Origin of the sequence: Xylanibacter muris (genome assembly GCF_013166605.1) — a bacterium.
Taxonomy (GTDB): domain Bacteria; phylum Bacteroidota; class Bacteroidia; order Bacteroidales; family Bacteroidaceae; genus Prevotella; species Prevotella muris.
Genome location: NZ_JABKKF010000002.1, coordinates 383935 through 409060 on the forward strand (window position 1 = coordinate 383935; position 25126 = coordinate 409060).

General features: G+C 43.8%; 19 protein-coding genes. 7 read left to right on the forward strand and 12 right to left on the reverse strand.

Features of this window, described 5'->3' with window-relative positions; genetic code table 11:
- Positions 1–10 precede the first annotated feature (10 nt).
- The 4 genes from HPS56_RS03605 to HPS56_RS03620 are packed head-to-tail and all read right to left on the reverse strand — an operon-like array spanning position 11 to position 5096.
- The gene (locus tag HPS56_RS03605) at positions 11–1120 is read right to left on the reverse strand and encodes a nucleotidyltransferase family protein (RefSeq protein ID WP_172273955.1); all 1110 of its coding nucleotides are present in this window, start codon (positions 1118–1120) and stop codon (positions 11–13) included.
- Between the two features lie 51 nt (positions 1121–1171).
- Positions 1172–2452: a Na+/H+ antiporter NhaC family protein gene (locus HPS56_RS03610; RefSeq protein WP_172273958.1), complete on the reverse strand. Its 1281-nt coding sequence runs from the start codon at positions 2450–2452 to the stop codon at positions 1172–1174.
- A 22-nt stretch (positions 2453–2474) separates the two neighbouring features.
- A complete protein-coding gene (locus tag HPS56_RS03615; RefSeq protein WP_172273961.1) occupies positions 2475–3968 on the reverse strand; it encodes a UxaA family hydrolase in 1494 nt (497 codons plus the stop codon).
- Positions 3969–4028: 60 nt separating this feature from the next.
- Complete coding sequence (locus HPS56_RS03620; RefSeq protein ID WP_172273964.1) at positions 4029–5096, reverse strand: LacI family DNA-binding transcriptional regulator; 1068 nt, start codon at positions 5094–5096, stop codon at positions 4029–4031.
- 359 nt (positions 5097–5455) lie between these two features.
- Here HPS56_RS03620 and HPS56_RS03625 point away from each other — a divergent pair, with 359 nt between their 5' ends.
- Genes HPS56_RS03625 through HPS56_RS03645 form a run of 5 tightly spaced genes read left to right on the forward strand, consistent with a single transcriptional unit; the run spans position 5456 to position 12133 of the window.
- Positions 5456–6481: a sugar kinase gene (locus HPS56_RS03625; protein ID WP_172273967.1), complete on the forward strand. Its 1026-nt coding sequence runs from the start codon at positions 5456–5458 to the stop codon at positions 6479–6481.
- A 34-nt stretch (positions 6482–6515) separates the two neighbouring features.
- Positions 6516–7184, forward strand: a complete 669-nt coding sequence (locus HPS56_RS03630) for a bifunctional 4-hydroxy-2-oxoglutarate aldolase/2-dehydro-3-deoxy-phosphogluconate aldolase (RefSeq protein WP_172273970.1) — start codon at positions 6516–6518, stop codon at positions 7182–7184.
- Positions 7185–7191: 7 nt separating this feature from the next.
- Entirely contained in the window at positions 7192–10743 is a 3552-nt protein-coding gene (locus HPS56_RS03635) for a sensor histidine kinase (protein WP_172273973.1), read from the forward strand.
- Positions 10744–10782: 39 nt separating this feature from the next.
- Positions 10783–11508 (forward strand): DUF5932 domain-containing protein, encoded by a 726-nt coding sequence (locus HPS56_RS03640; protein ID WP_172273976.1) that lies wholly within the window; start codon positions 10783–10785, stop codon positions 11506–11508.
- Positions 11498–12133, forward strand: a complete 636-nt coding sequence (locus tag HPS56_RS03645) for an AbgT family transporter (protein WP_172273979.1) — start codon at positions 11498–11500, stop codon at positions 12131–12133. The genes HPS56_RS03640 and HPS56_RS03645 overlap by 11 nt, the downstream gene beginning before the upstream one ends.
- 3 nt (positions 12134–12136) lie before the next feature.
- Here HPS56_RS03645 and HPS56_RS03650 read toward each other — a convergent pair whose 3' ends face one another.
- The 5 genes from HPS56_RS03650 to HPS56_RS03670 all read right to left on the reverse strand — a co-directional run bounded on the left by HPS56_RS03650 (position 12137) and on the right by HPS56_RS03670 (position 17240).
- Positions 12137–12742, reverse strand: coding sequence for a response regulator transcription factor (locus HPS56_RS03650; RefSeq protein ID WP_172273982.1), 606 nt, complete (start codon positions 12740–12742; stop codon positions 12137–12139).
- Positions 12743–12860: 118 nt separating this feature from the next.
- Positions 12861–14018 (reverse strand): sodium ion-translocating decarboxylase subunit beta, encoded by a 1158-nt coding sequence (locus HPS56_RS03655; RefSeq protein ID WP_172273985.1) that lies wholly within the window; start codon positions 14016–14018, stop codon positions 12861–12863.
- A 9-nt stretch (positions 14019–14027) separates the two neighbouring features.
- A complete protein-coding gene (locus tag HPS56_RS03660; protein WP_172273988.1) occupies positions 14028–14483 on the reverse strand; it encodes an acetyl-CoA carboxylase biotin carboxyl carrier protein in 456 nt (151 codons plus the stop codon).
- A 35-nt stretch (positions 14484–14518) separates the two neighbouring features.
- The gene (locus HPS56_RS03665) at positions 14519–15496 is read right to left on the reverse strand and encodes an OadG family protein (RefSeq protein ID WP_172273991.1); all 978 of its coding nucleotides are present in this window, start codon (positions 15494–15496) and stop codon (positions 14519–14521) included.
- Positions 15497–15554: 58 nt separating this feature from the next.
- The gene (locus HPS56_RS03670; RefSeq protein WP_172273994.1) at positions 15555–17240 is read right to left on the reverse strand and encodes a putative transporter; all 1686 of its coding nucleotides are present in this window, start codon (positions 17238–17240) and stop codon (positions 15555–15557) included.
- Positions 17241–17541: 301 nt separating this feature from the next.
- Here HPS56_RS03670 and mutA point away from each other — a divergent pair, with 301 nt between their 5' ends.
- Entirely contained in the window at positions 17542–19395 is a 1854-nt protein-coding gene (gene mutA / locus HPS56_RS03675; protein ID WP_172273997.1) for a methylmalonyl-CoA mutase small subunit, read from the forward strand.
- 38 nt (positions 19396–19433) lie between these two features.
- Positions 19434–21581: a methylmalonyl-CoA mutase gene (gene scpA / locus HPS56_RS03680; RefSeq protein ID WP_172274000.1), complete on the forward strand. Its 2148-nt coding sequence runs from the start codon at positions 19434–19436 to the stop codon at positions 21579–21581.
- Between the two features lie 123 nt (positions 21582–21704).
- Here the strand turns inward: scpA and HPS56_RS03685 are convergent, their stop codons facing one another.
- The 3 genes from HPS56_RS03685 to radA all read right to left on the reverse strand — a co-directional run bounded on the left by HPS56_RS03685 (position 21705) and on the right by radA (position 24914).
- The gene (locus HPS56_RS03685; RefSeq protein ID WP_172274003.1) at positions 21705–23144 is read right to left on the reverse strand and encodes a sialate O-acetylesterase; all 1440 of its coding nucleotides are present in this window, start codon (positions 23142–23144) and stop codon (positions 21705–21707) included.
- 61 nt (positions 23145–23205) lie between these two features.
- Entirely contained in the window at positions 23206–23499 is a 294-nt protein-coding gene (locus tag HPS56_RS03690; protein WP_172274006.1) for a nitrous oxide-stimulated promoter family protein, read from the reverse strand.
- A gap of 26 nt (positions 23500–23525) precedes the next feature.
- Positions 23526–24914 (reverse strand): DNA repair protein RadA, encoded by a 1389-nt coding sequence (radA, locus tag HPS56_RS03695; RefSeq protein WP_172274009.1) that lies wholly within the window; start codon positions 24912–24914, stop codon positions 23526–23528.
- Between the last annotated feature and the right edge of the window lie 212 nt (positions 24915–25126).

Genomic DNA, 25126 nt, shown 5'->3' on the forward strand with positions numbered 1-25126 from the left:
GAAGCCGGTTTTATTCTTCTATATGTGAAAGAGAGTTTGCAAACGATGAGAAGAAATTGGTCATGGTCTCCGAAGGGTAGAAACGGAACAGTTTTCCGCTATGGCGTATATGCCACATCATCGCACCGGAATTGCTGTTGCTTATGAAAATGTTCTTGCCCTGCGAGAAATGCCAGTCAACAGACTGTGTTCCCCTCATAAGCAATATGTTGTCGAGCATGTTGTCAATGCTGTTGTCCTTTTTATGGTGTATGAACGGAATCTCGTCTTCGGTAAACATTAAAAGTTCTATGAGCAAATGTCCTTCAAGTGATGCCATTTGCCCGAGAGACAGACTGGAAATCCATTTGTCTAATTTTACATAATCCACCTTGTCGCCGACTTTTCTGAGAAACATTCCAAGATCGGCAATCTGTTTAAGACTTGCCCCGTTGCTTAATATATAACGTGCCGTGCGCACAAGCATGAGAAGAAGATTGAGGGTGGGAGGAGGTACTTCGGTTTTCACACCGTTTAGTCTCACGTATGCGGAGTCGCAGCATCTTATCTCGGAGTTGATAATCTGCTGAAGCTTTCTGTTCAACATAGGGTTGGTGAGCCGTTGCATATATTTCTTGTGGTCTATTAATATGCCGTCGTAAATGTATTTAAGGCTGTGTTTCGTGCTTTCGTCTATATTCATGCCTTTGTTCTTTGCCCAAACGGCAGCCTTTTTCGCCTGTGGCATATAAGGGAAATATATATCAGTGTCTGATGACTGGCGGTGAAGCGGATTGTCGTATATGGAGGCGAACGGTATTCCTTTGAGCAGTATCGGACGGAACTGTTCTTTATTCATTTCGTCAACAAGCGCGGCCACGGTGGCGGTGGCGTGTATGTTGTGTTGTTCAATGTCTGATACGTGTTTTTCCCATTTGGATCTTAAACAGTCGGAAAAGTTTATGAAAAACTCGTTCTTCCGTTTCCATATACCGTCATAGACCAATGCCGACACACCATGAGCCACTGATATTCCGTATAGACAGTTCCATTTCCATTCAGACATGGGTTCTATCTTCGAGTTGTCACCGAATGTGCCGCTTCTCAGCAAGCGGAAAAGGTTTCTTTGAATGATGTCCATATTGATTTATTTACGGTGTGAAACAAACGCTCTTAATTCCTGAGACCGGTCTTAACTGAATTTTTTCGGATACCTGAATATGATTGCAATAACAGTCATTGCTCCGATGGTAAATGGATAATAAAGGTATGGCACGATGCTTACTGGTGATATTCCGACCAGTCCGGCGGCCATAAGCAGTTGCGCTCCGTATGGTATGACACCCTGTATGCAGCATGACATGGTGTCAAGTATGGATGCACATTTGCGGCTGTCTAATTTGAATCTGTCGCCTATTTGTCTGGCAATGCCTCCGATGGTTATTATGGCAACGGTGTTGTTTGCGGTGCAGATGTTCACTACAGACACGAGTGCAGCGATGCTCAGTTCCGCCTCACGCTTGCTCTTTATCTTGCGTGTCATACCGCTGATGATGTAGTCGATTCCTCCGTTTGCCTTAATAAGTTCGAGCATTCCGCTTGCCATCATCGTGATGACGATGAGTTCGCCCATTCCGCTGATTCCGTTGCCCATCGCATTGAGCCATCCCCAGAAATCAAAAGCACCGCAGAACATTCCGATGATTCCTGAAAGAAGTATTCCCACAGTAAGTATTACCGTTACATTTATACCGGAAACGGCTGTCGCCAATACGATGAGGTATGGTATGATTTTGATATATTCCACATCCGGAATACCGGCAGGCGCGGTCATGTCGCGGCCGTTTATGATATAGATTATGAGTATTATCACAACTGCCGGAAATGCAATGTGGGAGTTTACATAAAACTTGTCGCTCTGTCTGCATCCCTGTGTGGATGTTGCGGCAATGGTTGTGTCGGAGATGAACGAGAGATTGTCGCCGAAGAGTGAGCCTCCGACCACCACTGCTGTCAGAAGCGGGACGGAGCTTCCGGTTGAATGTGCTATCCCCGCCGCTATAGGAGCCAGGGCAATGATTGTTCCAACGCTTGTTCCTACACTTATTGACACGAAGCAGGCGGCAATAAACAGACCGGGAAGAAGCATGCTTGCCGGCAACATGCTGAGTGTGAGGTTTACTGTCGCGTCGATGCTTCCCGTCATCTTTGCCGTGTTGGCAAAGGCACCTGCCAACACGAATATCCATATCATGAGCATTATCTTGGAAGCGCCTGCGCCACGGCTGAATATGTCTATACGTTTAGTCAGCGGAACATTTCCGCTGACTATTACCGCAAATATGGATGAAGTCATAAAGGCAACGGTTATAGGCACTTTATAGAAGTCGCCTGCGATTATCGAAGTCACAAGATAAAATGTGACAAAGATTATCAACGGACTTAAAGCCAACAGGCCTTTTTTATGATTCATCGCTATTCTTTATATTATTGTGTTATAATGTAACTCCGTTTTTGAAGATAGAAATCTCACGGTATCCGTTTTCTTCGTTCCTTGCCGGTTCTCCGCTTGCCACCGCAATGATCTTATCGATAAACTCAGGCACAAGTTCATTCATCGTCTTGTTCTCAATGAGCTGTCCCGCGTTGAAGTCAATCCAATTCGGCTTGCGTGCGGCAAGGGTGGGATTTGTGGAAATCTTCATTGTAGGTACGAAAGTGCCGAACGGGGTTCCGCGCCCTGTGGTGAACAACACGATCTGGCATCCTGCTGATGCAAGGGCTGTTGCGGCCACGAGGTCGTTGCCCGGAGCGGAAAGCAGGTTGAGCCCGTTTGTCTCGAGACGGTCGCCATATTCAAGAACACCGCTTACTGCGGCACGGCCGCATTTTTGTGTGCATCCGAGAGCCTTGTCCTCAAGGGTAGAGATACCTCCGGCTTTGTTGCCCGGTGAAGGATTTTCACCGACCGGTTCGCCATGGCTAAGGAAATATTCCTTGAAATTGTTTATCATGCTTACAGTCTTGTTGTAGAGTGTCTCGTTCACACATCTGTTCATCAGTATTGTCTCCGCTCCGAACATTTCAGGGACTTCCGTCAATATTGATGTGCCGCCTTGGGCTACAAGCCAGTCTGAGAACTCACCGACAAGAGGATTGGCTGTGATGCCGCTGAACCCGTCGCTTCCGCCACATTTCAAACCGACGCGCAATTTGCTTACGGGAACTTCCGTGCGTTCGTCTTTTCCTGCCTGTTCGTATAGACTGCGCAATATTTCCATGCCGGCCTCAACCTCATCGCCATCCACTTTTTGTGTGACGAGGAATTTTATGCGGTCATGGTCATAATCACCAAGAAGCTTCTCGAACTCGTCGGGCTGGTTGTTCTCACATCCGAGACCTAACACCAACACACCTCCGGCGTTGGGATGGAGCGTAATGTCGCGGAGAACCTTACGTGTGTTCTCATGGTCGCCGCTGAGCTGTGAGCATCCGAAATTATGGTGCCATGCCCAGATGCTGTCTACGTTTTCGCAACCTGTCTCCTTGCGCAACTGTTCGGCAAGACGCTCTGCAATACCGTTTACGCATCCCACGGTAGGTACTATCCATATTTCGTTGCGCGTGCCAACCTCTCCGTTCTTACGTGCATATCCTTTGAAAGTGCGGTTCTCAAACGGTATGCCGAGTTTGCTCTCCACAGGATTGTATGAGTATTCCAATGTTCCGGAAAGGTTGGTTTTCAGGTTGTTCTCATTGACCCATTCGCCTGCCTTCAAATCCTTGCATGCATGTCCTATAGGATAGCCGTATTTTATGATGTCGTTGCCTTGCGGGGTGTCTGCAATCAGTATTTTATGGCCATCCGGTGTGTCTTGGCTTACTGTGATTTCTTTACCGTCTACTTCAATAACCGTACCTTTTGAAATCGGTTGCAGGCATACTACAACAGAGTCTGCGGGATTAATCTTGATGAATGTCTGTTCCATATAAATTTGTTTTTTAGGTAATATGTTTTTTTATTATCATACAGTTTGTGACACGCGGTGCTATAATTGTGCCCGTCTATAGAATTGGATGTTTTCTTGTGTGAGAAACTCTATAGGCATATAATTTACCGTGTTTACTTTCATTTTCAGCACAATGGATTCAAACAGCGTCTCGATACATGAATATCCTTGCATGTATGCGTGTTGTGCTATGAGGAACGATATGGTGCCGTTTTTAACGCATTCTGCATTTTTCCTGACCATGTCATATCCCATGATCTTCACGTTGTTTATATTCTTTTTCTGAAAATATTCGCCTAAGATGTAGGCATGGGAGTTGAATGTTATGCAATTGCTTACATCCTTATGTGTGCTGAAAAAGGAATCAAGGATATTTTCGTATTCCGAAGGGTCTGTATCCAAGGGCAGGTCCACTTCCGATATTCTGATGTTTGGAAAAAAGTTGCTCATATAATTCAAAAAGCCTTTTTCGCGGTCTTCCTGCTGTTTGCTTGCCACATTCCCGTTTTTCATTTGTTTCATTATCGTAACCTCCTTGTCTTTTCCGGCGATAAGCATGAGCATTCTTCCTGCAAAATAGCCGCTTCTGAAAGAATCCTGTCCGTAGAAAGACAAAGGATTGAGGTCCGGAATATATGAGTCTAATAGAATAAATGGAATGTTTTTCTCATGCAACTTATCTGTGAATGCCTTTGTTATATCATGTTCGGAGGGAACAATAATGACTCCGTCCGGTTTTTCCTCAAGACATTTTTTTGTCATGTCTGTGAAAGTGTTCTGATGGAAGCGTCTGTAATACATCATAGTGACCTTAATATGGAAGTCGCTTCTTCTTTCGCATGCGGCCATGGCCCCTTCCTCGATCTCCTCCCAATATGTTTCCGACTCATGTCTTGGTATCAGACAAATAAAGTTGTATTTTTTGTTGTGTGCCAATGCACTTGCGTACATATTGGGCTTGTAGTTTATCTCCTTGAGTGTCTTTTCAACTTTTGCTCTTGACTCCTTTGAAACATTCGGACGATTATGCAGTACTCTGTCTACTGTTCCTATTGAAACTCCGGAAAGCCTTGCAATATCCTTGATTCTGATTTTATCTGTGGTCATGTGCGTATCCGATAACTAAGTTCGTACCCGTGTTTTTGTATTTCTTTCCGTAAAAAACAATGGTATTTATCAATGCAAAAATACCAATAAAAATTGAATTGTGCCAATACACGACAGAAAAAAATATCAAAAGCAGAAAAAAAAGTATTTTTGTTTCGCCAATTCGGAAATTAGTATTATTTTTGCCAGCGTAAATGAATACTTTTATCATGAAATCATGTTTACATAATAGTCGTAGGGCATCAATTGTTGATGTTGTCGGTGACAAAAGTTTGGATATTGTGATGAAAGATATTAGAGATATTATAAGGAAAAACAAACTTAAAAATAACTTAATTTATTAATTTAATAAAAATAAAATGGCAAAAGTTGTGACTTTGGGAGAGATTATGCTCCGTCTGTCTTCTCCTGGACAGAAAAGATTTGTTCAAAGTGAGTTTTTTGATGTTGTATATGGTGGCGGTGAGGCAAATGTTGCCGTAAGCTGCTCCAACTATGGTCATGATGCTTACTTTGTGTCAAAGTTGCCTAAACATGAGATTGGTCAGTGTGCGGTAAATTCCTTACGCAAATATGGCGTGCATACGGATTTCATTGCCCGCGGCGGTGACCGTGTGGGTATTTATTATCTTGAAACAGGTGCTTCAATGCGTCCTTCGAAGGTGATTTACGACCGTGCAGGCAGTTCTATTGCGGAAGCTACCCCCGAAGACTTTGATTTTGATAAGATTATGGAAGGTGCCGACTGGTTCCATTGGAGCGGCATCACTCCTGCCATAAGCGACAAGGCTGCCGAACTGACAAGGCTTGCCTGTGAGGCTGCGAAACGTCATGGCGTGACTGTTTCCGTAGATCTTAACTTCCGTAAGAAGCTTTGGACTTCTGAAAAGGCACAGAGCATAATGAAGCCTCTGATGAAATATGTTGATGTTTGCATTGGTAACGAAGAGGACGCACAGCTTTGTCTCGGATTCAAGCCTGAGGCTGATGTTGAAGGCGGTAAGACCGATGCGGAAGGTTATTATGGCATTTTCCAGGGCATGATGAAGGAATTCGGATTTAAATATGTCGTATCTACATTGCGCGAGTCTTTCTCGGCTACACATAATGGCTGGAAAGCCCTTATATATAATGGTAAGGAGTTCTACCAGAGCAAGCGTTACGATATCATGCCTATCATTGACCGTGTAGGCGGAGGTGATTCTTTCTCAGGCGGTTTGATTCATGGCCTGCTTACATACCCGGATAATCAGGGTGCCGCTCTTGAGTTTGCTGTTGCCGCATCGGCATTGAAGCATACCGTTCCCGGTGACTTCAATCTTGTAAGCAAAGAAGAGGTGGAAAGCCTTGCAGGAGGTGACGCTTCCGGTCGTGTACAGCGTTAATGTATTTCATTAATATATTTAAAGAATATTGTCAATGGCTAAATTTGATAAGATAGCAGTCCTGGCCAAAATAGGTCAGACAGGTATGGTTCCTGTATTCTATCATAAGGATGCGGAAACTGCAAAGAAAGTTGTAAAGGCTTGTTATGATGGCGGTGTACGCGCGTTTGAGTTTACAAACCGCGGTGACTTCGCACATGAAGTGTTTGCTGAAGTTGTTAAGTTTGCGGCAAAGGAATGTCCTGAACTGGCCATGGGTGTCGGCTCTGTTGTTGATCCTGCGACCGCCGCTCTTTATATTCAGCTTGGGGCATGTTTCATAGTAGGTCCGTTGTTTAATCCAGAGGTTTCAAAGATTTGCAACCGTCGTCTTGTCGCTTATACGCCTGGTTGCGGAAGCGTTTCTGAAATCGGGGCGGCACAGGAGACAGGATGCGACCTTTGCAAGGTGTTTCCGGGTGACGTGTTGGGGCCGAACCTCGTGAAGGGGCTTATGGCTCCTATGCCATGGTCTAAGCTCATGGTTACAGGCGGTGTTTCTCCGGACGAGGAAAATCTTAAGTCTTGGATTAAAGCCGGTGTTTATTGTGTCGGAATGGGGTCAAAACTGTTCCCGAAAGATGTTATCGCCGCAGAAAACTGGCAGGCTATTACAGACAAATGTGCAGAGGCTCTTGGATATATTGCTAAGGCACGCGCTTAAAATAAAGATGACAAAAGGTTTCACATGGCTTATATGCCTGTGGAGCCTTTTTCTTATATCAGCCTGCTCACATTCGGATAGGCATACTGTGAACAGGTTGAATGATATTTCCTATGCCTGTCATTACCGTAATCTTGATTCTACATATCATTATGCCCGTCAGGCATATATTAATTCCGGAAATTATGATGCCGGAAAGGCTGAGGCGTATAATAATTATGCTTTTGTCAGCATTGCCCGTATGGATTATGACATGGCCATGAAACAGCTTGACACGGTGGCTCTTTTTACTGATAATCAGATAGAGTTGCTGGTGGCGGATGTCTTGCAGATGAGATTGTGCCAGCGCATGTCGCGTAATAAGGAGTTTTATGATTATCGTGAGCGTGCGAGGAAAAGGATTGAGCGTATTAATGAAGAGAGAGACAGACTTGACGACCGTACATTGTCGCGCTTAATTTATGCGGAGAGTGAGTATGCCATAGTGAGTTCCACATATTTCCATTATATCGGTTTGCCAAGAAAGTCGGCGGATGCCTTGGCTGAAATAGATGCCGATGGGGAAATAAGACGTGATACGGCTCAGTTTCTAAATTATTTATATAATGTAGGTGCGGGCGGAATCATTTCCGGTGAGTCTGCCATGGATATAAATCAAAGAGAGATTGAGTATTTGGTTCAGTGTTTTGTATTGGCAAGGAATTGCGGGATGCATTATTTTGTTGCGAATGCACTTTCTGCAATGTCAGAGCATTTGATAATTAAAAATATAGGTGGCGCACTGATAGATGATAACAGAGCCTTGTTTAATTATATGTATCCGAAGGATTTGTCGGAAGACACGCTTGCTTATAGATTTGCCGAGAGGGCGTTGGATATATTCAAGGCTTATGGCGATGTTTATCAGATTTCCGGAGCATATCGGACTCTTGCATCGTGCTGTCATGCAACAGGAAATGACAAAGAAGCTCTTTCACATCTTGAGAAGGCTTTGAACGAACCGAAGATAAAGCAGGCCCCGGATCTTATCGCGAGCATAAGCGAGCAGTTGAGCGTTGTCTATTCTGCTATAAATAATAAGGCATCAAGTGACTATTACCGGAATGTTTATCTTGACTTGCAGGAGCAGACACGTCAGGATAAATATCTGGAGGCAAGGGCCGGCATGTACAATGCGATGTCTGTGCAGTTGAATATAATGATAGCGGCTGTTCTTTCTGCAATTGTATTGCTCGTATTTCTGCTGTGGCGTTTCAGTAGCTTATATAGAAAACGGAGGCGTAGCGAAACTCTTGATTATCTTCTTGACCCGTTGCGTCAATGGGAACAGGACAATCAAAAGAATGTGGAGAGACTTTCTGATGAGTATGAGTGTCTGATGGAACAATGTGCAATAAGCAATGCGCATATAAAAGAGGAGAAGAGGAGAGGGCTTGAGAACAGGGCAAAGGTTTCATTGGTGCTGAGTATAACACCGTTTATAGACCGTATAATAAATGAGGCGGACAAACTTACGAGACGTGACGAGAGTCATGATATGCAGATGTCACGGTATGCCTATATCTGTGAGCTCGCAGAAAAGATTGCTGAGTATAATGACGTGCTGACGCATTGGATACAAATGCGTAAAGGTATATTGAGCATACATATAGAAAGTTTCCGGTTGAGTGAGCTGTTTGGTATTGTGGCAAAAAGCAAAACGGCATTCGCCATGAATGGGATAGAGCTTGATGTGAGGAATGACGGGGCGGATATACCGGTGAAAGCCGATAAGATACTTACTCTGTTTATGATAAACACCTTGACAGACAATGCTCGGAAAGCAACACGGAAAGGAGGAACGGTTAGTGTTTATGCGGTGGTTGGGACGGGATATGTGGAAGTGTCGGTTGCTGACACGGGTAAAGGACTTTCACATGAGGAAATAAAGCTTATCTTTAATCGTAAGACATATAGCGGAGGGCATGGTTTCGGACTTATGAACTGTCAAGGGATAATTGAGAAGTATCGTAAGTTGAGCACCATTTTCTCTGTATGTTCTATATCTGCAGAGAGTAAACAGGGTGAGGGCAGCAGATTCTTCTTCCGCCTTCCAAAAGGAATTATGAATACAGTATCATTCATAATTGTATTTTTTTCGGCCTTGTTTCCCGGTCCGGCAAAATCTCAGGAGGTTGTTTCTAAGGATTTTTCCGAAATGTCTCCGGTGCCGTATAATATCGTTATGGCTCATGCGTTTGCCGATAGCGCATATTATTCGAATATACGGGGTACTTATAGTCAGACGATTACATTTGCGGATTCTTGCCGTAAATATCTTAATGCCTATTACCTTGAACATAATCCAGGCGGAAAATATAAGATGCAGAGACAAGGTAATGTTTCCTTGCTTGCTCCTGAAATAAAATGGTATCGTGACAGTTTGAAAACCAGCTATAAGACAATCCTGCTTATAAGAAATGAAAGTGCGGTTGCTGCTTTGGCATTGCACAAGTGGGATTTATATATATATAATAATAAGGTGTATACACAACTGTTCAAGGAGATGTCTGCAGACAATAAGCTGGCTGATTATTGTAGGATGATGAGCATGTCTCAAACAAACAAGACCATAGCCGTCACATTACTCATACTGATTCTTGTTTCAATACTTCCTGCTTATTATTTTTTATATTATCGTCACAGGCTTTATTACAAGTTTTGTGTTGAACAGGTAAAGAATATCAATAACTTGTTGGTGAGCAGTGCATTACCGGAAGACAAGTTGAAGGAGATAGAGTCGTATAATCTGAGAAGTTATCCGGAGAATCTTAGAAATATTGTTTTGCAGATAAAATCATCGTTGAATAAAGCTGTAGATATGAGTTACGACAAGAAAATGCGTATAGAGCTTGCCGGTGATGAATTGAGCAGAACAGAATATGAGATCAGTAATCTGTATGTAAGCAATTCAATACTTGATAATTGTCTTTCAACGTTGAAGCATGAGACAATGTATTATCCAAGCAGATTGATACGGTTGGCCGGTGGAAAAGAAAGAGACAGCGGTAATATAAAAGAGCTTGCCGATTATTATCACGAACTGTATACGTTACTTTCAATGCAGGCTATGCGTCAGGTGCAGAATATGAAAATAGATGTCGTCCCTGTCGGTCTGAAAGACATTCTTCCGAAATACGTGGCGTATGAGGGTAATGACATTATATTGTTGGGTAACAGAGAACTTCTGATATATCTTTTTGAACTTCTGTTCAGTTTGTCAGGACATAAGGATACGGCAGCAGAGGCATCTGATGGGGTTGGATACTTTACGGAATACATGTCTGTTGGAAATATCGGGAATGACTATGCCAGAATAAGTATCACAATGCCTTCCTTGAATTTTCCAGTGAAGGATGTGGCGGATTTGTTCACTCCGTCAAAGAGCCGTATTAAGTATTTGCTTTGCAGGCAAATAGTTCGCGATCATTCCGAGATAACCAATCGACGCGGTTGTGGTATTTCCGCAAGGAGTGATGAGGGAGTGGTTGTGGTTGATGTGGTGTTGCCGAAAAAATAAGCATAATAAAGAATTTGAAGTATTATATTAACAGGAACAATGGAAAAGTTTAGAGTCATAATAGTGGAAGATGTTCCTTTGGAGCTAAAGGGAACTGAAGGAATAATACGTAATGACATACCGGAAGCGGATATAATCGGTACGGCAGATGACGAAGCGTCATATTGGAAACTGATGCGCAAGGGCATACCGGATCTTGTCCTTTTGGATTTGGGATTAGGAGGCTCAACGACTGTAGGTGTGGAGATATGCCGTCAGACAAAGCGTGAGCATCCTTCGGTAAAAGTCCTGATATTTACCGGTGAGATTCTAAATGAGAAGTTATGGGTTGATGTTCTTGATGCCGGTGCGGATGGAATAATATTGAAAACAGGCGAGTTATTGACCAGGATTGATGTTTGCAGCGTGATGGAAGGCAAACGTTTTGTATTTAATCAGCCTATAATAGAGAGAATTGTCGGATGTTTCAAGCATTATGTCGGTAATCAGATTATGCGGCAGGAAGCTTTTGTCAATTATGAGATAGATGAATATGACGAGCGTTTCCTGCGTCATCTTGCTTTGGGATATACAAAAGAGCAGATAACAAACTTACGCGGTATGCCTTTTGGGGTTAAAAGTCTTGAAAAGCGTCAGAATGAATTGGTGCAGAAGCTTTTTCCTGATAGTAACGGGCGGGTGGGAATCAATGCCACACGTCTGGTAGTCAGGGCTTTGGAACTTCATATACTTGATATTGAAAATCTTGTTGCAGATGAGGAATAGGAGTAAAGTTTATGATTTTATAATAAAGGGTTTGCTTGTTTCCAATGCTGTTTTATTTGTCGGGGCATGGCTGTTTGCAGCAGGATTTCCTGATATGGGAATACGTTCTTTATTAAGTGCAGAGGGAATAAGGTGGGTGTTCTCGAATTTTATATCCTCGTTGCAGACTCCGTTGCTGATATATATTATTCTTGTTTTTATGGCTTACGGATGTGTTAGGGAAAGCGGAATACTGTCACTTGCGCATTTCTTTAAAGGTGTTGCCTACAGACAGCGGCTCGCTTTATGGTTTACGTTGGCTGTCGTTGTATTGTATATAGGTATGATAGTATTTCTTACATGTATTCCCCATGCCTTGCTTCTTAGTGTTACAGGGGAGTTATGGCCTTCGCCATTCAGTGCGGCATTAGTACCTGTCATATCTGTCGGAGTAATGTTCGTTACTGTTGTATACGGAGGCGTCTCTGGTTCTTTCCATTCTTTCTCGGATGTTATTATTGCTGTTTGTTCAGGTATCTCCTCTGCTTCTCCTGTTATTTTCCTTTATATTCTTGCAATGCAATTCTGTTCCTGTGTCTTGTATGTTGCGGGGGCTGATTTTCGTGATATCTTGTTCTCTATTTGAATACTATATGTCGCTGATGTCCACATAACCATGCATTACGGCATATATAGTAAGTGCAGATACGCTTTTTATCTGCAGTTTATCCATGATGTTTTTTCTATGGCTTATAACGGTGGTAATGGCAATATTAAGTATGTCGGCGATTTCCTTGTTTATATACCCCTTGACAATAAGGGTCATCACCTCTGTCTCACGGTTGGTAAGTGGATTTGCCGCCGCCTGATTCATGGATGGGGCAGGGAGATTTCTTCCGTTTTTATGTGCGTGCTGTTCTAATATTAGCAGTTGTTTTATAAGTTGTTTTTCCGGTTGGTTCACACAGATGGAATGAAATCCGGATGGGCAATTGGATATTTTGTTCTGTGATGTGTTATCGGCTATGGAGTGGGACAGGACAATGGTTTTATTTCGTATCCGGCAAAAATAGTCCATATTGCTTAGCATAACCTCTGTAGATACAAAGTAGTGGTTTATTTCATCATCGATACATGCTTGTATCATATCTTCTACAGACATGAATGTGTATACATTTGCCATAGGGATAATACTCTGAAGAATATTTTTCAGCCCAATGGCGGCAAGTGTGTTGCGGTCTATTATGACAAGCATATTTCTCGTTAATTCAACGGATTATAAAAAATAAGTGGGAGAGGAGGAATTACCATTAAAACAGAAATGACGGAGAAAGTATGTCTCCGTCATTTCTGTTTTGGCAATACATACTTAGTTATGACAGGAAGCCAAGCAGTGCACCTGCCGCAACGGCCGAGCCTATCACACCCGCAACGTTCGGACCCATGGCATGCATGAGCAGGAAGTTGTGACGGTCGTATTCTAATCCTAAGTTGTGACTGATACGTGCGCTCATGGGTACTGCAGACACACCTGCATTTCCTATCAGCGGATTTAGTTTCTTTCCTGTGGGCAAGAAGATATTCATCAGTTTTACAAAAAGAACACCGCTTGCCGTTGCTACGATGAACGCACATGCTCCGATTACAAATATAAACAATGTGTTCAATGTAAGGAACTCGCTTGCCTGTGTGGAGCATCCCACTGTCAGACCGAGAAGCATGACGATGATATCGTTTAGCGCAGAGCCTGCGGTCTTGGCCAGACGTGTTGTCTTACCGCTTTCTTTGAGCAGATTACCGAAAAACAGCATACCTAAAAGCGGCAGACCGGAGGGTACAATGAACGTTGTAAGCAACAATCCTATAATTGGGAACAGTATTTTCTCTGTCTGGCTTACCTGACGTGCCGGTTTCATCTTGATAACACGCTCTTTCTTTGTTGTGAGCAGACGCATCAATGGCGGCTGGAGCAGTGGTACAAGTGCCATGTAAGAGTAAGCGCATACTGCAATGGCTCCCATAAGATTGGGGCATAGTTTTGATGAAAGGAATATTGCTGTAGGACCGTCCGCACCACCGATAATGGCAATACCGGCAGCTTGGTTAGGCTCAAATCCCAATGCCAATGCCACCATGTAGGCACCGAATATACCGAACTGTGCCGCAGCACCTATCAGTACGAGTTTCGGATTGGCTATAAGGGCGGAAAAGTCGGTCATTGCTCCAATACCGAGGAACACCAAAGGCGGATACCAGCCCTGACGTACACCTTGATAGAATATGTTAAGTACGGAGTTGTCTTCATAAAGTCCGATTTCCAGACCGGCATCTGCGCGGAACGGAATGTTTCCAAGAATAATTCCAAGACCTATCGGAATGAGAAGGAGCGGTTCGAAATCTTTCTTTATTGCAAGATAAATAAGAATCGCACCGACAACAATCATTATCATATTGCCTGCTGTGGCATTGGCAAATCCTGTATAGGTGAGGAATTCGTTGAAATTCTCTATAATAAAATTTGTGAAACCCATAATCTTTCTTTAAGCTATTGTGAGTAATACAGCGCCTTCGAGCACTGAGTCACCTTGGTTAACCAATATGGATGTTACCGTTCCTGCATATTCGGCCTCTATGTTATTCTGCATCTTCATGGCTTCAAGTACAAGTATCGTATCACCTACATTGACCTTGTCTCCAATCTTGACATTCAATGATACTACCGTTCCGGGCAACGGTGCTTTTATTGGTGTTCCGTTGCTGCCTGATGTAGTGCTGGTCTGGTGTTGAGGAGTTGGAGTTGCTGTCTGGGTATTTGATACTGTTGCAACAGGTTTGGGAGGTGTTATTGTTTTCTTAATCTGTGCAGCATTTATGGGTTCTTTCAACTCAACTTCAAATTTGATACCGTTTACACTCACTTTTGCAAGATTTCCTTCTACTTCTTCTATTTCTACGTCGTAGTCAACGCCCTGTACTTTATATTGATACTTGTTCATATTGTTTTTGTTTAGATATTGTTATAAATAAGTTATTATTCATGGAATTGTGTCATCTGGATATACTCTACATTCCAATCTGTATTTTTAGGCTTGATTGTTATAACACCGCTTTCCACATCATGTATATCTTCCATGTATTGTTTCAATGCCATGGATATTACGGCAATATATAATTCTTTGTCTATACCTTTTGTGGATAATCCGTCTTGTAGGATGACATTGGTCATGTGTCCTATTTCCGCTGTCTTCTTTGCCATGCCGACACCTGCTCTAAGTGGTTGTATTTCCGCCACTTTCTTTACCATTGTCCTGTTACGCATTATAAGTCCGAATACGGTAAAGAATGCAAAGAGCAATGCAAGGCAAAAGAAAACAATACCCATTGAAAGAACGGCTATACCATAGCCATGAGGGTCGTCACGTTTTATTTTTGCAATTTTGCTTTCTTTTATATGTATATTGTTTGAGATACCCGGAGTCACGTTTTTTGCTTCTGTTCTTTTCCATATATAGTTGTCGCCATCCTTCACTCTTGCAAATGATTCATTGGCGGCAAGCGGCGGAACTGTTACAGAGTCTATAAGGTTCACGGCATTTCCATTATACAGTGCAATCCATGTAGGCTCTGTTGGGTCAATTTTCACTGTAAGGTGCATCGAGCCTTGGGCAGGGTTGCTGTTACAGAAAAAGACAATGTTTTGTTGTCCCCCCATAATTGTACGTTTCTCACCATTTGGAATGATGCTCATTCTGCTGATACGTTCCGGCACACTCATCTTTTTATCAAGAACAGAACGGTCTGTCGTGAGGAACATCCCACGGATGTTATAAGTGGAAAATGAGATATTGGTAATCTCAATCCATGCCTCATGTTGTCCGTATTCGTCTTGAATACTTGAAGTGTTGCAGGTCATTACTTCATTGAGCTTAATGCTGTTCTCTAATTGTGCAACCATAGGAACTGCACCAAAAGTCAGCATTGCACCAAGCAATAATCCGAATTTCTTCATTGTTTTTTTGTTAATTTGTAATTCTATAAAATATAATGTTCTTCAAATAAATTCAGTCTTAACCGCAACACAGAAGTATGATGAGCTGGGCTGTAAGTATTCTAAGGAACATGCTTAACGGATATACAGTGGAGTACCCTACGGCTGGTGCTTCCTTTGAACATTGTTGGTTGGCGTATGCTAATGCAGGGGGATCTGTATATGTACCGGCAAGCATACCCATGATAGTATAGTAATTGAATTTATATTTCATTCTGGCAATTGTACCGATAATTAAAATAGGTATGATTGTGATAAGGAATCCTGTCCCTACAAATTTCAAGCCATCACCTTGTACAACCGTTTCCCAAAATCCTGCACCGGCTTTTATTCCGACACTGGCAAGGAAAAGCACCAGCCCGATTTCTCTAAGCATAAGGTTTGCGCTCGTTGTAGTATATGTAACCAGGTGGACCTTGTAGCCGAACCTGCCGATAAGGATGGCTATGATTAAGGGACCTCCGGCAATTCCGAGTTTCATCGGAACAGGCATTCCCGGAACGGCAAATGGCAAGCTGCCGAACAATATACCGACAAAGATGCCGATAAATATTGTTGCTATGTTTGGGGCGTCGAGTCTTTTCACGGAGTTTCCAAGAACTCCGGCCACATGGTTTACATTATTCTCTTTACCTACAACCATTACTTTGTCGCCTACTTGCAATGCAAGGCTGGGACTAGCGAATAAGTCCATACCCTGACGTGTCACACGTGTGACATTCACTCTGTGTACGGACGAGAAGTGCATCTGTCCGAGTGTTTTTCCGTTTATTGAAGGGCGTGTGATGAGGATACGCCTTGAAACCATCGGCTCATCTTGCTCTTCCCATGCAACCTCGACTTCCGGACCTATAAATGCAATGATAGCTTCCGCGTCAGCTTCTGTGCATACAATGAAGAGCAAATCGCCTAAGTTCAGTATTGTATCCTTGTTCGGTATTGTGACATGGCCGTCATGCAGTAGACGTGTACATACAAAGTCCCTGTTGAGAAAATCGTGTATTTGCATGATTGTACGTCCGGCAAGATAAGAGTTTGTCACTTTCAGATGCATATTATGAGGCTTAAGGTGTGTATTGTCTCCTGCCTCTTCTTCAAGTTTCTTGTCCTCCTCATTGAATTTCACGCGACATATATAACTTACAATGATCGTCGCGCCTATGATGCCTACTACGCCAAGAGGGTAAGCACATGCATATCCGGACGCTATTTGCGGCAAGTCACCCTCTGTGAATACACTTGTCAAAGCCTCATTGGCAGCACCAAGTCCGGGAGTGTTTGTTACCGCTCCATATAAAGTTCCTACCATCATGGGTAGGTTGAATTTGTTACTGGTATCGAAAAAGATGTAATAACATGCGAACATTACTGCGATATTCAGCATGATGGTTGCAGTAGAAAGAAGATTCAGCGTTACACCTCCTTTTCGGAAACTTTCAAAGAATCCCGGGCCAACCTGAAGTCCTATCATGAATACGAATAGAATAAGTCCGAAATCCTGAATGAAAGTGAGAATGTTTGTCGGTCCCGTGAATCCCACATGTCCTGCCACAATGCCGGCAAACAGGACAAACGTGACACCTAATGCAATTCCCTTGAATTTGATTTTACCTAAAAGTACGCCGACGGCAATCACAATAGCATACAGCATGGCTATGTGAGCTATGGAATCCGTGGTCGTGAACAGTTTAATAAGCCAATCCATAATAATTAATTATACATTTTTATGGAGTGCAAAATTAGACAAAATATTGCTCATTAGGGAATTTTTGTGCAGATATTTTTGGATAAATGAATTGTTTTTGAATTTTTCACAATTAGGTTATAAAAAGATTAAAACTTTCTCGCATAATATGTTTTTTTCATTTACCTTTGCACGGTGAATATATATGCTGTTTATATCTCTTTATATCAGCTGTATTGCATATTGCAGGGCATTTTTGCTTTTGTATGAAAACAGGTCTAAGTATATTAACGAATATATCATTTTTTAATAAAAGGAAACTATGTCAAACAACAGAGAGAAACTCTTTACCGAGTTCAGCGCTCCGTCAACTCAAGAGTGGTTAGACAAGATTCAGGTGGATCTTAAAGGTGCTGATTTCAACAAAAAGTTGGTATGGAGAACTAACGAAGGTTTTAACGTACAGCCTTTCTATCGTAGAGAAGATGTTCTGAAACTGAAAACCCCGGATGCGCTTCCTGGAGAGTTCCCGTTTGTGCGTGGAAACAAGAAAAGCGATAACACGTGGTATGTGCGTCAGAATTTGGTAGTGGATAATCCGTCTGAGGCAAACGCGAAAGCTCTTGATATCCTTAATAAGGGTGTCGATTCGCTTGGATTCCGTTTTCCGGGCGATATGGTAAGTGTAGAGACGGTAGAGACACTGCTCAAAGATATCCGATGTGATATTGTGGAGGTTAGTTTCCGCACATGTCCTTGTCATGCTTTGGAGCTGGCTGATATTCTTACCTCTTATTTCGAAAAGCAGGGTTATGATAAGGAAAAAATTGTCGGCGGATTAGGCTTTGACCCTATTGAGAAAATGCTCATGAAGGGTAAGGATACTGCCAAGATGTTGGCAAATGCTCCTGTTCTTGTTGAGAAGCTCAAGGACTATCCTAATTTCCGTTGTATAATGGTTCATTCTGATGCTCTGAATAATTCAGGCGCTTATATTGTTCAGGAATTGGGATATGCTCTTGCGTGGGGTAATGAATATCTGCATCAGCTTGTAGAGGCAGGCGTTGATACCGATCTTGCTGCAAGAAGCATAAAGTTCTATATGGGTATAAGCGAGAACTATTTCATGGAGATTGCCAAGTTCCGTGCTGCCCGTTTGCTTTGGGCGGAAATCGTTAAGCAGTATGGTCCCAAATGCGATTGTGCATGCAAGATGATTGTAAACGCCCAGACAACAACATATAACCAGACAATGTTTGACAGCTACGTAAACTTGTTGCGTACTCAAACAGAGACAATGAGTGCGGCATTGGCAGGTGTACATTCTATAGTTGTTACTCCGTTTGATGCTGTGTATGAGACACCGATGGAATTCTCAGAGCGTATAGCCCGTAACCAGCAGTTGCTGCTTAAGGAAGAGAGTCATTTCGACAAGGTTGTCGATCCGTCTGCCGGTTCTTACTTCATCGAAGAGCTTACTCATTCACTTGCCGATGCGGCATGGAAACTGTTCCTTAAGATAGAGAACGAGGGCGGATTCCTTGAGGCTGTAAAGGCCGGGACAGTGCAGGATGATATAAACAGCACAAACGACAAACGTCATGCCGATGCGGCAAAACGTAAGGAATTTATTCTTGGAACAAACCAGTTCCCCAACTTTACGGAAATCTCTGACGGTAAAGAGCCTGTGGGTTGTTCTTGTTCTTGCAACCACCACCACGAGGCGGCATTCAAGACAATTCAAACAACACGTCTTGCTGCTGATTTCGAGGCATTGCGTCTGCAGACAGAGAAGAGCGGCAAGACACCTGTGGCATTTATGCTGACAATAGGAAATCTTGCATGGCGTCAGGCACGTGCGCAGTTCTCTTCAAACTTCCTTGCATGTGCGGGTTACAGGATAATTGATAATCTTGGATTTGAGACAGTAGAAGAAGGTGTTGACGCGGCATTGAAGGCCGGTGCAGATGTTGTCGTGCTATGTTCAAGCGACGATGAGTATGCGGAGTACGCTGTTCCTGCATTCAAGTATCTTGACGGCAGGGCGTTGTTTATCGTTGCAGGTGCTCCTGCCTGTATGGAAGAGCTTAAGGCTGCCGGTATCGAGAACTTCGTGCATGTCAAGTGCAATGTTCTGGAAACACTGAAAGAGTATAATGCAAAGTTAGGAATTTAAGGCGTAGATAAAATTTACGTTTAAAAGTAATAAGGTTTATGAGAAAGAATTTTAATGAAATAGATATCTATGCCGGTATAAAGGCTGCTGATGGTGCAGACTGGCAGAAGGCTAACGGTATTGCTCCTAACTGGAAGACCCCGGAGCATATTGAGGTAAAGCCTGTTTATACAAAGGAGGATCTCGAGGGTATGGAGCACCTTGACTATACAGCCGGTATTCCTCCGTTCCTTCGTGGCCCGTATTCAATGATGTATCCTTTCCGTCCGTGGACCATACGTCAGTATGCCGGATTCTCCACTGCCGAGGAAAGTAATGCGTTTTATCGCCGTAATCTCGCATCAGGACAGAAAGGTCTTTCTGTTGCATTCGACCTGCCTACTCACCGCGGTTATGACCCAGACAATGAGCGTGTGGTGGGTGATGTAGGAAAAGCAGGTGTGTCTATATGTAATGAGGAGAACATGAAGGTGCTTTTCGATGGTATTCCTCTGAACAAGATGTCTGTGTCTATGACAATGAATGGCGCTGTTTTGCCTATTCTTGCCTTCTATATTGTGGCAGGACTGGAACAGGGAGCCAAGTTGGAGGAGATGGCAGGTACAATCCAGAATGACATCCTCAAGGAGTTCATGGTACGTAATACTTATATATATCCGCCAGCATTCTCAATGAAGATTATTGCTGATATATTTGAGTATACCTCACAGAACATGCCGAAGTTCAACTCAATCTCAATTTCCGGCTATCACATGCAGGAAGCGGGCGCTACAGCCGATATTGAGTTGGCATATACGCTTGCCGACGGTATGGACTATATACGTGCAGGTGTTAATGCAGGTATTGACATTGATGCATTTGCTCCACGTCTGTCTTTCTTCTGGGCTATTGGTGTTAACCATTTTATGGAAATAGCAAAGATGCGTGCCGGCCGTCTGTTGTGGGCAAAGATTGTGAAGAGTTTCGGTGCCAAGAATCCTAAGTCATTGGCATTGCGTACACACTCCCAGACTTCAGGTTGGTCACTCACAGAGCAGGATCCGTTCAATAACGTTGGCCGTACATGCATCGAGGCTATGGCAGCCGTTCTTGGCCATACACAGTCATTGCATACAAATGCTCTTGACGAGGCTATTGCCTTGCCAACGGATTTCTCTGCCCGTATTGCCCGTAATACTCAGATTTATATCCAGAATGAGACAAAGGTATGCAAGCATATCGATCCATGGGCAGGCTCTTATTATGTTGAGACTCTTACTAACGAACTGGTTCATAAGGCATGGGAGCATATTCAGGAAATCGAGAAGCTTGGCGGTATGGCCAAGGCTATTGAAACCGGAGTTCCTAAGATGCGCATCGAAGAGGCTGCCGCACGTACTCAAGCCCGTATAGACAGTGGTATACAGACAATCGTAGGTACCAACAAGTATCGCCTTGAGCATGAGGATCCTATCGATATTCTTGAAGTAGACAACACTGCGGTGCGCAAGCAACAGGAGGAAAGCCTGGCCAAGGTCCGCGGTTCACGTGACGAAGAGGCTTGCCGCAAGGCATTGTATGCTTTGACAGAATGTGTGCGTACGGGTGAGGGTAACCTTTTGGCACATGCCATTGAGTGTGCCAAGTTGCGTTGTACACTTGGTGAGATAAGTGATGCCTGCGAGGAAATCGTCGGCCGTTATAAAGCAGTAATCAGAACAATATCAGGCGTGTATTCATCAGAAAGCAAAAACGATAAAGACTTCGAGCTGGCATGTCAGCTTACAGAAGAGTTTGCAAAGAAAGAAGGCCGTCGTCCGCGTATCTTTGTTGCAAAGATGGGTCAGGACGGACATGACCGCGGTGCCAAGGTGGTTGCTACAGGTTATGCTGACTGTGGCTTTGACGTAGATATGGGACCGTTGTTCCAGACTCCGGCAGAGGCAGCGCGTGAGGCAGTTGAGAACGATGTACACGTTGTGGGCGTATCTTCCTTGGCTGCAGGTCATAAGACGCTTGTTCCGCAGCTCATTGAAGAATTGAAGAAGGCCGGCCGTGAGGATATCATGGTGATTGCCGGTGGTGTCATCCCTGCTCAGGATTACGACTTCCTGTATCAGGCAGGTGTTGCCGCTATCTTCGGCCCGGGTACCTCTGTGGCTAAGGCTGCTGTTGAGATGATGAATATTCTTCTTGATAAAGAGTAATGATGTGATATAAAGTTTATTGGTATAAAAACAGGAAAGACATGTTCTTTTATATGAACGGTCTTTCCTGTTTTTTTATGGTTAAGGTTGAATGGTAATATGAAAGGAAAATAAAGGTTATTGTTATTCGGCAGCGATTGTCGCAAAAGGTACTACCGGAAGTCCTTTCCCGTTTGTGAGGTTCGGCTCAGCAGTTTCATGCCATCCCATACGTACATATTTCGGATTAGGAACGAACTTGCTATATACTTTTACAGATGAATTGCTGTCTATGTCGGCCACGGCCGGATGGTAGACTCCGTTCTTTCCGGCCACTTCAAACCACCTCAGACGCATGTTGTCGTTTGTTGTCAGTCCTCCGGTCGTATGCGAGAAACTTACGATAAGTTTATTTCCTTCTCTTACCGCTTTTTCTGCTCTCGGACCAGAGTATTCAATGTTTTTGTGTCCGTATGTTTTTGCCAGTGCCACATCTGCAAGGCGTTGTCCTACAGTCCATTTATACGAAGGATGTATGTCGTTGATGTCGTCTACGAGATCTGTTATCGACACATATTCAGTATGAGGAATTATGGATGTCGCCTTTTTCTGTTCCTCTCTGAAAAGCGGCAGACTTTCGGCTGTTTGCGGTGTTCCGTTCCTGTGGAGCCGGTTTGAATAGATGTGTGGGGCAAGTAGTACGGAATAGAACGGCATTTCGCTGTTCATGAAATCCTTTCTCCATCTGTCCACCATCAGTTTGTATTTGGCTGCATACCTTTCGTCTCCGATTCCGCAGTTGTTTTCGCCTTGATACCACAGACATCCCCTTACAGCGAAAGGAATCAACGGAGATATGAATATCCGGTATCTTTCTCCGGCTCCACTACCGTCAATCCGTCCTTTCTTTTTTATCTCTTCAGAAAAATCCGGTGAGTTGAAATATTCTTCTTCGGGTGTCCATGTCTCAATTCTTGTTCCACCTAATGCTGCCGTGATAATGCCGACCGGCACTTTCAGACTGTCTTGAAGTGATTTTATAAAGTAATAGCCGACGGCAGACACGTTGGGCAGGCTTTCTCCGCTTGCCTCAGCCCATGTCCTTTGTTTTTTTGCTGACGATACATATACTCTGATCATGTTATTTGCCGGCTTTGCCATTTCCTCTATTGCAAGGTCCTTTCCTTTTTTAGGTGCAACGAAAGCCTTGTGCCTTCTCATCGAATATTCCATGTTTGATTGTCCTGAGGCAATCCATACTTCGCCTACAACAATATTGGTGTATGTCAGGTTTTCCTTTTTGCCTTTAATTCTCATTGTCTTTGGAGTGGCGTCGGCTCTCATTGGTTTTAGCTTTATGCTCCATGTGCTGTCCTTTGCTGTTTTTGTGCATATCTTTTGACCGTTGAAAGTGACGGTTATTCGTTCTCCTGGTGTGGCATGTCCCCATATCGGCACATTCATGTTTTGCTGTAGCACCATGTCGGATGATATTATTTTCGGTGTTCTCAGTTGACCATACGAATATGTCATGCCCGTTGCCGACAATAAAAATACTGCGATAAAATTCTTAAAATCTCTCATTGTCTCAAATGTTTTTAATTGATGTAGTAGCTTTCTTAAGTGTTTATTGATATAGATGCGGTTACTTTTCCAAGTAATGCCGCAGGGTGATTATCGGATGATAGAGAATCATTCTTGGGCCGCACCATCGCATGACGGTTCTCATGAGGGTACGCTTTTCTTTTGAGTAGCAGTGTATGGGGCACTTCCTGCACGAAGTCTTTTGCTCACCGAAACGGCAGCCGGCGAGCCGTTGTCTGGCATATTCGAGCAGCAAGGCATATTCTTCTGGCAGAGTGTCGGTGTTGAGTTTGTGGTGACAGTATAGTCTTATCATCAGTTCGATGATATGTTGTTCTTTTTCTATGCGTGTCATGATGATTTGGGGTAGGGCGTATGTCGTTATCCGAATAAGGCTCTGAGAGCCTCTTCCACTTTGCGTACGGGAATAAGTTCGATGTTGTATTTTTTCCTGTTGAGGCTCTGGAGGTTATACTTTGGTATAATCATGTGTGTGAATCCGAGTTTCTCGGCCTCGGCAACGCGTTGCTCGATACGGTTTACCGGCCTTACCTCCCCGCTGAGGCCCACCTCTCCGGCCATACACCATCCTGCCTCGATTGCCGTGTCGACATTGCTTGACAATACCGCTGCTATTACGCTAAGGTCCATGGCAAGGTCTGTAACCCTCAGTCCTCCGGCAATGTTTATGAACACGTCCTTTTGTATGAGCTTGAATCCCACACGCTTCTCAAGCACGGCAAGCAGCATGTTCAGCCTGCGCTGGTCGAATCCTGTCGCGCTGCGTTGCGGGGTGCCGTAGGCTGCGCTTGACACAAGAGCCTGTGTTTCCACGAGAAACGGCCTCACACCCTCGACCGCAGAGCTTATGGCGATGCCGCTGAGACCCTCGTGTTCCTGACTGAGCAGCAGTTCGGAAGGGTTGCTGACCTGTCTGAGTCCGGATTGCTGCATTTCGTAAATACCCAGTTCCGAGGTGCTTCCAAACCTGTTTTTCATGCTCCGCAAAATTCGGTACATATAATGCTGGTCACCCTCAAACTGTATCACCGTATCTACGATATGCTCGAGAATCTTCGGGCCGGCTATTGTTCCCTCCTTATTAATATGTCCTATAAGTATTACCGGTATCCCGCTTGTCTTTGCAAACCTCAGAAGGGCAGAGGCGCATTCCCTTACCTGGGTGACGCTGCCGGGGCTTGTCTCCACGCTTTCGGTGGATATGGTCTGTATGGAGTCTATGATAATAATATCCGGTTTCACATCTTTTATATGTGTGAAGATATTATCGAGAGATGTCTCGCACAATATGCGTATGTTGTCATTGTCGTTCTGCTTTATACGTTCGGCACGCATTTTCAGTTGGTGGGCGCTCTCCTCACCGCTGACATACAGTATTGTACGTTCAGGCATGTTCAGTATTGTCTGTAGCGTGAGCGTGCTTTTTCCTATGCCCGGCTCACCTCCAAGCAGAACGATGGAGCCAGGCACGAGACCTCCGCCCAAAACCCTGTTCAGTTCGTTGTCGTGCATGTCGATGCGCGGTTCGTTCTTTGCGCTTATCTCGCGTAGAGACAACGGGCGGTTGCCGTGTCCTGAGGCTGTTCTCACGCTTGTGGCGGCAGAACGTGCCGCATGTGTGCCGGTGTCAGAGGATATCTTTATCTCCTTGAAAGTGTTCCACTGTCCGCAGTTTGGACATTTACCGATCCATTTTGCCGATTCCTGTCCGCAATAATCACACACGTATGCTGTTTTATCTTTTGCCATTGCTGTTTTTTTGTATTGTATATTACAAAAGTACAGATATTTTTCGTGATTACGAAATATTTTATTAATTTTGCAGCGTGATAAAGGCTAATATCGCACATTAATAATAGCTTGAAAGGCGACTTGTGTAATGATTACGCTTGCCGCCTTTCTAAATTTCAACAAGAGAGCATTTACACGGATGAGAAATCTTTTTTATATTTTCATTGTCA